The 11496-nt window shown below is 49.5% G+C and carries 10 protein-coding genes; 6 read left to right on the plus strand and 4 right to left on the minus strand.

The features are described 5' to 3' along the window. Positions 1-109 precede the first annotated feature (109 nt). The 4 genes from alr to KDK13_RS09260 all read left to right on the plus strand — a co-directional run bounded on the left by alr (position 110) and on the right by KDK13_RS09260 (position 5509). The gene (gene alr, locus KDK13_RS09245) at positions 110-1240 is read left to right on the plus strand and encodes an alanine racemase (protein WP_257284692.1); all 1131 of its coding nucleotides are present in this window, start codon (positions 110-112) and stop codon (positions 1238-1240) included. A gap of 85 nt (positions 1241-1325) precedes the next feature. Beyond that, positions 1326-2180 (plus strand): hypothetical protein, encoded by an 855-nt coding sequence (locus KDK13_RS09250; RefSeq protein WP_257284693.1) that lies wholly within the window; start codon positions 1326-1328, stop codon positions 2178-2180. A gap of 145 nt (positions 2181-2325) precedes the next feature. Then, positions 2326-2772 (plus strand): hypothetical protein, encoded by a 447-nt coding sequence (locus KDK13_RS09255; RefSeq protein WP_257284694.1) that lies wholly within the window; start codon positions 2326-2328, stop codon positions 2770-2772. Positions 2773-2989: 217 nt separating this feature from the next. Beyond that, on the plus strand, positions 2990-5509 hold the full coding sequence (locus tag KDK13_RS09260) for a macro domain-containing protein (protein ID WP_257284695.1): 2520 nt from the start codon (positions 2990-2992) through the stop codon (positions 5507-5509). A gap of 13 nt (positions 5510-5522) precedes the next feature. Here the strand turns inward: KDK13_RS09260 and KDK13_RS09265 are convergent, their stop codons facing one another. The 3 genes from KDK13_RS09265 to potA all read right to left on the minus strand — a co-directional run bounded on the left by KDK13_RS09265 (position 5523) and on the right by potA (position 8574). Further along, a complete protein-coding gene (locus KDK13_RS09265; protein WP_257284701.1) occupies positions 5523-6326 on the minus strand; it encodes an ABC transporter permease subunit in 804 nt (267 codons plus the stop codon). A gap of 74 nt (positions 6327-6400) precedes the next feature. Next, positions 6401-7354: an ABC transporter permease subunit gene (locus tag KDK13_RS09270; protein ID WP_257284696.1), complete on the minus strand. Its 954-nt coding sequence runs from the start codon at positions 7352-7354 to the stop codon at positions 6401-6403. A gap of 50 nt (positions 7355-7404) precedes the next feature. Further along, a complete protein-coding gene (gene potA / locus KDK13_RS09275; protein WP_257284697.1) occupies positions 7405-8574 on the minus strand; it encodes a polyamine ABC transporter ATP-binding protein in 1170 nt (389 codons plus the stop codon). A gap of 420 nt (positions 8575-8994) precedes the next feature. Between potA and lrp the strand changes: the two genes are divergently transcribed. Beyond that, positions 8995-9483: a leucine-responsive transcriptional regulator Lrp gene (gene lrp, locus KDK13_RS09280; protein ID WP_020582577.1), complete on the plus strand. Its 489-nt coding sequence runs from the start codon at positions 8995-8997 to the stop codon at positions 9481-9483. An 80-nt stretch (positions 9484-9563) separates the two neighbouring features. Here lrp and KDK13_RS09285 read toward each other — a convergent pair whose 3' ends face one another. Beyond that, a complete protein-coding gene (locus KDK13_RS09285) occupies positions 9564-9935 on the minus strand; it encodes a PilZ domain-containing protein (RefSeq protein ID WP_257284699.1) in 372 nt (123 codons plus the stop codon). 406 nt (positions 9936-10341) lie between these two features. On the opposite strand from KDK13_RS09285, the gene KDK13_RS09290 reads away from it, so the two are divergent. Beyond that, positions 10342-11388: an amino acid dehydrogenase gene (locus KDK13_RS09290; RefSeq protein ID WP_257284700.1), complete on the plus strand. Its 1047-nt coding sequence runs from the start codon at positions 10342-10344 to the stop codon at positions 11386-11388. Positions 11389-11496 lie beyond the last annotated feature (108 nt).

The following is an 11496-nucleotide window of genomic DNA, read 5'->3' on the forward strand; positions in this document are numbered from 1 at the left end:
GTATTATTTATTCAATATAATAATTTCGATAAACACATAAAGAGCTGTTAGTTATTAATTGATAGGATGCTGCCTTTAACTGGCATTTTCCGGGGGAATCTCAACAGGCATGGGTCGACCAGCAACAGCAACGATAAACCTTGATGCACTGCGTCATAACTATCGTATTGCCCAACAACTGTCTGCCAGGAGCACTGGTAATGGTCAGGTAATGGCTGTGGTAAAGGCGGACGCCTATAGCCATGGTGCAACCGCCTGTGCCATCGCGCTTGCTGATATGGCCAGTGGCTTTGCCGTTGCCTGTATTGAGGAAGCCCTGGAACTTCGCGCCGCTGGTATCAAACAGCCGATACTGCTGCTGGAAGGCTTTTTTGAACCTTCAGAGCTGGCGATGATTGGCCAGTATCGTCTGGATACGGTTATTCATCATCAATACCAGATTGATGCGTTAGTCGCCCACCCCCTCGACCATCCGGTGAGACTGTGGCTGAAGATGGATTCCGGTATGGGGCGGGTTGGCTTTACCCCTGATGAGTACCGCAGGGCCTGGGGACAACTCAATGGTCTCTCTTTTGTTAAAGACATTGTGTTAATGAGTCATTTCGCCTGTGCCGACGAGTCAGACAATGATCATGCGCAACAGCAGCTGACAATGTTCAATACCTGTACCCATGGCCTGCCGGGTGAACGCAGTTTCTGTAACTCTGCCGGGCTGGTTGCCCTGAAAGAAGCGCGGGGAGAGTGGAATCGTCCCGGGCTGCTGCTTTACGGGGTTTCTCCATTTCCAAAAGCCCATGGTATCGAGCAGAACCTGAAACCGGTTATGGAGCTGAGTTCAGCCATTATCAGCATCAAGGAAATTCCAGCAGGGAGTCCCGTTGGTTATGGCAGCCAGTGGATTACCCAGAGACCCACCCGAATTGGTGTGGTGGCTATTGGCTATGCGGATGGTTACCCGCGCCACGCAGCCAATGGTACCCCGGTTTTTATTAATGGCTGCCGGGTGCCACTGGTGGGCAGAGTATCCATGGACATGTTGACGGTGGATTTGACCGATTTGCCCGATGTGCAGATCGGGGACCGGGCCATCCTGTGGGGAGAAGAGTTGCCTATTAATGAGGTGGCACAGGGTGCAGGCACGATTCCTTACCAGCTGCTGTGTAATTTGAACCGTGTCCCGGTGCAATACCACGGCCTGCCCGTCCCGGATCGCCTGGATTTTGATGAGGTGGGGATCTGATGCCGATGTCACTTGCACATTTTTGAAGTGGAACCTTTTTCCAAACTTGGACTCTATTTTCAAGGGAAAGAAAAAGGGTATAGTCATGAACTCTGCAAATGCCATTGTTGATCGTTATGTCAACTTTTCCGATTATCTACGGTCCAGTGAATTCAGGGAAAATCCAACAGCCAATATTTTCACGCCGTTGCGAAAGGTAAGGTCAGCGCCTGCGAGAGATAATCATCTTCCATTGTGTCGCGAATTAAATGCTGAAATTGCCCAATATCTCAGGTTGAAGGACTTTATCGCCTTTAGTTCAATCAATGTTGATAATTATTTTTCACTCAGGTCGAACCACCTTTTAGTCAGGACAGTGGTTGAGAATGAACTACCGCTGGTAAGTCTTGATAGACTCGAAGACCTACAACAAAAATCACGACAATATCACTATGATATGAGTGAGGAAATTGCCTTGCCAGAGCATTGTAAGGTAAAGCTATCAACTTTAGCCAGCTCCCCGGGCCCGGCACGGCTGATCCTGGTTGATAGCCCTGTAGCCCGTGACTATCGGGAAATTTATTTTTATAAACTATTTCAACATCTGTGTTTGCTTGCCAATAACGATTCATTGGATGTCCCTTCCCGGGCGCATATTTGTTCGCTGACAATAGATATTAATAACGGAATGGGTTTAAAAGAGAGTAATGATGCCACACTGCTGGCGTTATTATTTATAGATATTGCCTTACAAATACACAGACAATTCAGTATCGAGGGGAAAGAAGAGAAACTGTGTTCATTAGCCCGTATGATTGCCAGCAATGAACTTCACACGGCTAGACTGGGAGATGTCTATTTTTATAAAACCGTATTACACGACAAGAGCAGTTTTGACTGGGACACGTTTATTACTGGCCTGATGTCAGGTAATGCCCAGCCGGAACTTTCCAATCCTTAAGCTGTCCACAGTCTGCTTCCTGATAAAATCTGATAGCCCCTTTTGCCATGAGAATGACAGGGGGACAAATTCTTTTGACAGTTTGGAATTCCCAGCGTGTGGGAAATGCCAGGGTTCCCTGACAGCGTCCTGCGGGAATTCGGCATTGAAATCACGAGGTGACTGGACGGTGAACGGTATTTCCGGAGGTGTCGTATATCCACAGGCTGCCCAACCCCATGGGCCTGGTGAAGCTGCCCCGGGTTCATCTGATGATCCGGCCAGTCTGATGGGAAGGGTGGCTGCCTTTGGGCGGCGTTGTTATGTGAATCGTTGTGCGGATGGTTGCCTGAACTCTGTGGTCGGGATAGTGGGTGGGTATCTTCTGACGGTTGGTGGTGGCGTGGGCGGTAGTATTCTCTATTCCCGATCCCTTGGGCTGGAGGTAAATGATGTTGAAACACAAACCAACGTCATCTACGGTGCCCTGACAGGTATAGTGGTGTTTACAGCAGGGGTGTGTTGTGTAGGAGCATGTCGGGTCATTGGTGAACGGTTTGTTGAGGCTGTTCAGGGGCAGGAAAACTTACCATCGGTGCTCGATGCTGATTGACCCGGATGCCTGACGGACGATTTTTCCTGTCAGCCATTGGGACAGTCTGTTTTTCCTTGAATCCTGTAAAAGAAAACGTTTTCTAATTTTGGAACTATATCCCTAAATTTCAGTCTATAAGAATTGTTGATAAAAAGCGGCCATGGGGCTGCAAGTTTTCTGTTTGCCTGCACAATTAAATAAAGGCTTATTACAGCAATACTTTAAGGAGGCTGAAATGGATGGTGCCATTAGAAATTTCTGTGATCAGGTTAGCGTTTTTGGCCCTCTTAGACTGCAGGAATGCGGTATTAATGAAAAGCATCAGTTTGTCTATGGGCGAACGGTTAATTCAATTGATAATGGGCGCCTGATTAGAGAATTGACAAAGTATCCAGCGCTGAACCATATCGTTGGCAAAACCATGGTCACAAAATATGAACTCCCGGTAAATTACCATTATCTATCGACTGGTGCTGAAAAAACATTGCCTGGCCAGGTAACCCTGGTGACTTGCAATGAGGGGTTATTAACGTGGGTCGGACTTAAAAATGGCGAAGAAGCCTATGGGATAGTGAGTTCTGTCGACCGGCACATGCAGTTAGACAGAGGTATTGCGGAGGCAATCAAAAACAGGTTTGGAGGCAATGGCAGCTATTATCATCGGGCATCTCAGCAGCGGCAAATACAGTTTGGGGAATGTTTCACTTATGACTATATTAGTGAAGTCAAACCCCCTGATTTAACCAATTGCCAGACGATACATAATGTATTGGTTCCTCTATCGAGCGACAGGTCGTTTGCAGCCATGCTGAAAAAGGCTGTTCTTGAGGTTTTTAAAGAGGCTGATGGTAGAGGGCTGAAGCGGATTTTCTGCCCTTTGCTCGGTTGTGGTCGTGCCAGTGGCTCAGGAAACGCATTGGCAGAGGCGGTTCTGGCAGCCAAGGTTGATTTTGAGTCAACAGGCAGACTGGCACCAGAACTGATTCTGGTGGGCAGGTCTTCTGAAGCTGCCGACATAAAGGCTTGCAGGGACTTTGCCCGACAGTGGCAAGCGTCAGGACCGCTGAACCCTGCAATCCCTTCAACTACTCCTGCAACCACCCCTGCAACCCCATCAACAGGTTCACCGGTCAGCCGTGTGAAAACACCTGCCAGCACCGGTGCCTCGGCAATTAACACGGCAACCAGCGCAGGCGGTGGTGAAAACAGGTCAAGAGTGCTTATTCCTGACCAGCTGGAAATAGCGATGAATCCTGTTGATGGTATGTTCGGTTACGCCAGAGAGCTCTCGAAACAAGGCGTACCATTTGATCTGGTCAATGCCGCAAACAGAGACATGAATCATGGTGGAGGTATCGCCCTGCGGTTTGTAAATGAGCTTGGCGCTGCATTTAACCAGAAAACCCATGAAAAATTGCCGGTTCAAACTGGCGCGTGTTTAACCACCGGGCCTTACAGGTATGCCAGTGAACCCAGGTTTGGTTTGCGACATTGTCAGCATATTCATAACGTGGTTGCCCCAAATAAGCGTGAATATGACGTTAGTGTTAACAGTTCCGGTGCAGGGAGGAATACACCCTCAGAGCTGTTAAGGTATCAGCAGGATTTCACCAATGCGTTTGTTTCTCTACTCCTTGCAAGCAGTAATCACGGCGGCAGCACCATTGTCAGTTGTTTTATAGGCTGTGCTATTTTTGGTGGCAATGGTTCGGATATGGCCGTTGCCCTCCATGGGGCTTATCAGGACCCTCGTATACAGCGTTTAGCCAAAGTGCCCAAATTAATCCTTGTGGGTTGGAAAGGTGCCACTGATTCGGATGTATACGACAATTTTATTCGGATTTTCAAGAGCCTGAACCGGTCTGATCCCTTGCGTTTACCCTCGGGGAGCACGCCTGCCAGTGCTTCAGGCTCTGCTACCACAAAAAGAGCCTCCTCTTATTTGCGCCCTGGCGCAGCCTTGCCCGCTTCCCTGATTTCAGCACCCAGGAGAAAGAGTATGTATTCCTCGTCTGACGAGATGGACTTAACCAGATTGAGTACAAGCTCTGATGCCCGTTTGGACCGTACCGGGGTTTCCAGGTCTGGTGCCAGGTTTGCTGCCAGGTCTGGTGCCAGGTCTGATGAAAGTGCAACAAGCGCCTTTAGTGGTGGTGAAAAGACGATTAAATGCGATGTCTGTCATGAAGCAAAACCCGAAAAAGGTTCTCAGCAGTATCAAGGGCTTCAGCTTTGCTCTGGCTGTACAAAATACTATCGGAAGCAAGGTCATGACTTATCCGCAAAGCTTGCAGAAGAGTATACGGCAATCAATTACCAGCCTTTGATCGTCTTTCGCAGTATCACGGACTTGGAGGGATACCCGGGAGCAGGCCGTATTGTTGTGGGTATCGATGCCACCGCACCTGCCCGCTTGAGTGATGGACGGATGCTCGACATTACCCGTAAAAATGAAACGCATTATTTGCCCGATAATGAGTTGGGTAATGAGCTTTTCAGGCTGCTTAAGGTACTCCACGAAGAGAAGTTGATTTATAAAATTGATCAGTCAAATACCACGGGCAGGTTTGGTATCACATTCAACGTCCATCTGAAAACCTCGGATACGGGTGGTGTGCATAACTATGGGTATCCAGACAAAAGTTACCCCCAAAGAGCGGTAGATGAAATACTGGGGTTAGCAAAAACACACTCACTCGGACATAAACTTGACGTATCAAAACTGGTGAGTTGGCTTTCTGACAAATCATCTTAACCCCAGGAACAGATCAGCTGGTGCCAAACCTTTCCAGGCTGGCTCTTCTTTCCCTTTCTGAACGGCGCATAAACCACCAGCCAAACAGGGCTGCCAGAGAGACCACCAGGATAATCAGTGTCGCCATGGCGTTAATTTTCGGTGAGATCCCCAGGCGTACGGATGAGAAGACCACCATTGGCAACGTGGTTGAACCCGGGCCAGAGACAAAGCTGGCAATAACCAGATCGTCCAGAGACAGGGTGAACGCCAGTAACCAGCCAGCGGCCAACGATGGGGCAATGGTTGGAATGGTGATCAGAAAGAACGTTCGCAATGGTGTAGCACCGAGATCCATCGCCGCCTCTTCAATGGAGCGATCCACTTCCCGCAACCTGGCGCCAACGACAACCGCCACATAAGCGGTGGAGAAGGTGACATGGGCGATCCAGATGGTCAGCATGCCCCGTTCCATGGGCCAGCCGACCAAGTCTGCCATGGTGACAAACAACAGCAGCAGCGACAGGCCAGTGATAACATCGGGCATAACCAGGGGAGCGGTCAGCATGCTGTTGAAGGCGGTCCGGCCACGGAATTTGCCAAAGCGGTCAAGGGCAAAAGCCGACACCGTCCCCAGAATGACCGCCATGGACGCGGTATAGAAAGCAATTCTCAGGCTGATCCAGACCGCGCCCATCAGTTGTTCATCCTGAAACAGCTCCACGTACCATTGGGTTGAGAAACCTGCCCATACGGTCACCAGGCGTGAAGCATTAAAGGAGTAAAGGACAAGGATAAACATGGGCAAATAGAGAAAAATCAGCCCAAGTATCAGCATGATGGTGGAGAAGCCCGGCATTTTGATTCGCCCTGGGGCATTGGTGCGCTCAGTTCCTGTTTCTGTGGAAAGTATCATGACAGGCTGGCCTCCAATTGCTTCACCTGCTGGCGGTTGAAGAAGGCGATAGGCAGACAGAGAATCAGCAGCATGATCATGGCCAGGGCACTGGCCAGCGGCCAGTCACGGTTATTGAAAAACTCCTGCCAGAGCACTTTGCCGATCATCAGGCTCTCAGGCCCACCGAGCAGTTCAGGAATCACGTATTCACCCACGGCAGGGATAAAGACCAGCATGCAGCCGGCGACAATGCCACCCATGGACAGCGGCAGTGTAACTCTGAAAAAGGTTTCCCATGGACGACAGCCCAGGTCATTGGCCGCTTCCAGCAGTGATTTGTCCAACTGGGTCAGGTTGGCATAAATAGGGAGCACCATAAATGGCAGATAGGCATAAACGATGCCTATGTAAACGGCGATGTTAGTGTTCAGGATCTGCAGGGGCTGGTCAATAATGCCACACCACATCAGCAGGTTGTTTAATAACCCGTTATTTTTCAGTATTCCCATCCAGGCGTATATGCGGATCAGGAAAGAGGTCCATGATGGCAATAACACCAGCATGAGCAGGAAACTTTGTTTTCTTCCGGGTGCCTGGGCCATGGCGTAGGCCATGGGATAGCCCAGCAGAAGACAGAAAAAGGTAGCAACCAGGGCCAGCCGGATCGAGGTCAGATAGGCCTGCAGGTACATCTCATCGTCGGCCAGGAACAGGTAGTTGCCCAGATTTACCGTAAATGTCAGTACTTCATCGAAGTACTCAACCACGGACGAATAGGGCGGAATGGCAATTTCTGCCGATGAAAAGCTGATCTTGACCACAATCAGGAAGGGGACAAGAAAGAATAGCAGTAGCCAGAGATAGGGGACGCCAAGAACGAGGCGACGTCCCCACAGTTCCCTTAAGGCGTTTACCCTCTCGGGTCCCCACGCTGTCGCGGAGGCACCTTTTATTAACAGATTGGACATGACAGATTCCACAAACACAAAATCTACTGAATAAGGTTAGCGCTGATTGGTCAGCTATTCAGGACGACACCACTGTCATCATCCCAGCTGATATAGACGTCATCGCCCCAGGTCGGGTTATCGGCGGTACGGATCACATTAGCCATGTTGGACTGCACCATCATGCCTGACGGAAGTCGTATATGATAAACCGAATGGCCACCTAGATAGGCAATGTCGTGAACAACACCTTTGCTCCAGTTGTAGTTTCCTTCCGGCTGCTCTCTGGTCACCATGGTCTTTTCAGGACGTACGGCAATCCAGACCTTGCGGTCTTCCAGTGGTGCCATGATGCCGTGGCCGATGTAGATCGGTTGATGTATCTGGTGTGATTGAATGATGACGTAACCCGCTTCTTCTTCGGTGATCTCGCCTTCAAACATATTGACGGAGCCGATGAATTCCGCCGTCATGCGGCTGTTCGGGTTTTCGTAGATATCGATAGGGGTGCCCACCTGGACAATCCAGCCGGCATCCATGATGCCGATGCGCTCAGCCATGGTCATGGCTTCTTCCTGGTCATGGGTCACCATGATGCAGGTGACGCCCACCTCTTCAATGATGTCCACAACCTCAAGCTGCATGCGGCTGCGCAGTTTCTTATCCAGCGCTCCCATGGGCTCATCCAGCAACAGCAACTTGGGGCGCTTTGCCAGGCTTCTTGCCAGGGCCACACGCTGGCGCTGGCCACCGGAGAGCTGATGTGGCTTGCGGCGGGCATACTTTTCCATATGCACCAGCTTCAGCATTTCCTGGACGCGCTGGGCAATGATGTCTTTTGGCAGACGGTCCTGTTTTAATCCAAACGCCACATTTTGCTCCACCGTCATATGAGGGAACAGTGCGTAGGATTGAAACATCATATTAATGGGGCGCAGATACGGTGGCAGGTGGGTAATATTCTGCCCATCCAGGTAAATGTTACCCTCAGACGGTGTTTCGAAGCCCGCCAGCATCCGTAATAATGTGGATTTTCCAGACCCAGAGCCACCGAGCAGCGCAAAAATCTCACCCTTTTTAATATTCAGACTGACATTATCAACAGCAATAACGTCATCGAACTTTTTGGTGACCTGGTCGATGTTGACCAGTATCTCATTGCCTGAGCGACTTTTTGTCGCAGGTGTCGAAAGCGTCGACGGCGTTGGGGAGTGTTTCGGGGAGACAGATGCTGTACTCATCTAAAATTTTCTCCAGCCCGGAATATAAAGAACAGGGTAGAACCCGGTGATTGTGCTTTAGTAGGCTCTGTGGACATAAGTTTATCGCCAGAAACTCAGGATCGCTTGTCGCGATCATGGGTTTTCCACTTATGGAAAGAGCCTTCAAACCCTCAAGGAAGTGAAAAGCCCGCGCATTGTCCATAAAAATACAGGGATTGAAAATGATTTTGCGATAAACCCTGATGGAAGATATTAGTAATCCTCACTTGCAGATTCATCATTCGTACCCTAACCTCCCTCAGCTGGAGGGGAAGCGATTTGCCCATTGACTCCGGGCCTGTCTCAAAAAAAGTGAATACAACGCTCAGTAATCCCTTATGCTATCGTGTTCCATTCTTTTAGTGCCTGAACACGCATTGTCAAAAAACGACTGAAATCATGAGAAGCCGAAAAGAAGTTGTCCGCCAGTTGGATCGTATCGATCGAAATATTCTCCGTACCTTGCAGGAGCAGGGACGTATATCGTATGTAGAGCTGGCGGATAAGGTCGGGTTGAGTACGACACCCTGTATGGAGCGAGTCAAACGCCTGGAAAGGGAAGGCATTATTCAGGGCTATTCTGCCCGCCTCAACCCGAAGTATCTTCAGGCAGGGCTTCTTGTGTTTGTTGAAATCAGCCTCTACACCAAATCCGCTGATATATTTGATGACTTCCGCAAAGCGGTCATCAAGCTGCCAAACGTGTTGGAGTGTCATCTGGTGTCTGGCCACTTCGACTATCTGGTCAAGGCCAGGATTTCAGAGATGGCTTCTTACCGCGAGCTGTTAGGGGATATTCTTCTGAAGTTACCGGGTGTCCGGGAGTCCAAGAGCTATATCGTGATGGAAGAACTCAAGGAAACACTCAGCCTTCCAATTGCAGACTAATCGGTATTAAGTTTGTCAAAGTGGGTTGGCGAGTGCTTACTTCTGCTCTGGTGGTCATCAGAGCCGCTTCAGAAAGGCGTTTAGCCTTCCTGAAGTTCGCCCGCTACCTGATAATCCCTTATGTAGTAGTTCAGCGCGACTTCATCCTGGTCTTCGATACTGCGTAATACAAAACCGGCGGCAAAATCAGCCTGTTCACTGATGGTTTGACACCAGACGCACTCCGCATTCATGGATACTCGATAAGTACTTTCCTGTGGCCCGGGAAGGATCAGGGTGACATTTCGGGTTTCTGATGGTCTTACACCCTGATCGGTCAGTATGCTGAATCCTCCTTTTGAGACATCTTCAAGAATGCCAATCGACAGACCAGTGTCTTTGTCGAGGACTTCTGCGGTTTTTTCCAGTGTTTTTCTTGGAAATCGACGCTTTTCTTGTTGTATTTGTGACACTTTGGCCTCCATGTATTAGAGGGAAGGAAGAACTAAGTTATCACCTTTTGTTTTCAAAATGCATCTTTTGCTGTTTTCTAAAAACAGATTCTAATGAAAATGTGCTTTGTGAGAGGCGAGATTTTAATTCAAATGCCTGATGTAAACAGCGGCCATTAGCGCCAGGGAATGACGTTTTTTATGACTTTCTGACTATTGACAACAGCACTTGACTTCCTCTGTAATCGAAAAAGGCGTTTTAAGCCTGGTCGTTGATAGAGCTTCAAGAGCTGACAGTGATTGAAGTTCTGTCTCATAAAATAACAATTAATAGCTACTTTTGTCAGCCTGCCCTAACCCGGGGATGCCGATAGATAGGGCATTAAACCAGAGCCTGCTGCTCTGTAACATACGGAGGGATCCCGTCATGTTCAGACAGATTGCCGAGGCGCGTATCAACGATCTTCATTGTAAATTTGATGAAGATTCCGGCCTCAAATCCGTCATTGCTATTCACAGTACCCGCAGAGGGCCAGCCCTCGGTGGGTGTCGAATCATTCCTTATTCTTCTTCTGACGAAGCCATCACCGATGCCATTCGCCTTGCCCGGGGGATGAGCTACAAATCAGCACTGGCTGGTCTGGATCTCGGGGGTGGCAAAGCGGTCATTATGGAGCCGGAAGGTGACTACGACCGAAAAGCACTGTTCGAAGCTTTCGGGCGTTTTCTCAATGAGCTGGGAGGTCGTTATGCAACGGCTATGGACAGTGGCACAACGGTGGCGGATATGGACACCATTGCCAGTCAATCACCCCATGTGACCTGTACTTCATCCTTTGGCAGTCCGGCAACTTTTACCGCAGAAGGGGTTTATTATGGTGTGCTTGCCTGCCTTAAGGCCCATCCCTCCCTGCCAGATAATCTGAAAGGCTTAAGGGTCGCTGTTCAGGGGCTGGGTAATGTTGGGTACTCCCTTTGTGAGCGACTGTCTAACGATGGTGCACAGTTGATTGTTGCCGATATCAATCAGGATCGTGTCGATCAGTGTGTCCGGGAGTTTGGTGCCAGAGCGGTCGCACCGGATGAAATATATTCGGTGCCCTGCGATCTATTCAGCCCATGCGGCCTTGGAGGCATTCTCAATAGCGACACCATTGGTGGTTTACAGTGTGCTGCCATTGCCGGTTCAGCCAATAACCAACTGCTGACAGAGGAGGACGGTATTGCCCTCTTCGACCGTGAAATTCTTTTTGCCCCGGACTACCTGATTAACGCTGGTGGGCTGATTTTTGTGGCCATGACTTACCTGCAAAGCAGCCAGAGTGATATGCACCGTCGGCTTAGTGGCATTCATGACACTCTGTTAGAGATTTTCAGCCGACAGAACCAGGCTGGATTACCCGCCAGTGTTATTGCCGACCAGATGGCAGAAGCCATTGTTTATGGTGATAACCCTTCACAGTTGACGGCATAGGGGGAGCAGAAATGGATTTAGCAGCAAACACTTCCCACGCCATGGAGCAGTTTCTGGATGCTGATGGCGAAGTGATAAAAAAACTGCCAGCCTGGGTCAGTAATGAGG

Source organism: Endozoicomonas sp. SESOKO1, assembly GCF_024606265.1.
Lineage (GTDB): Bacteria > Pseudomonadota > Gammaproteobacteria > Pseudomonadales > Endozoicomonadaceae > Endozoicomonas.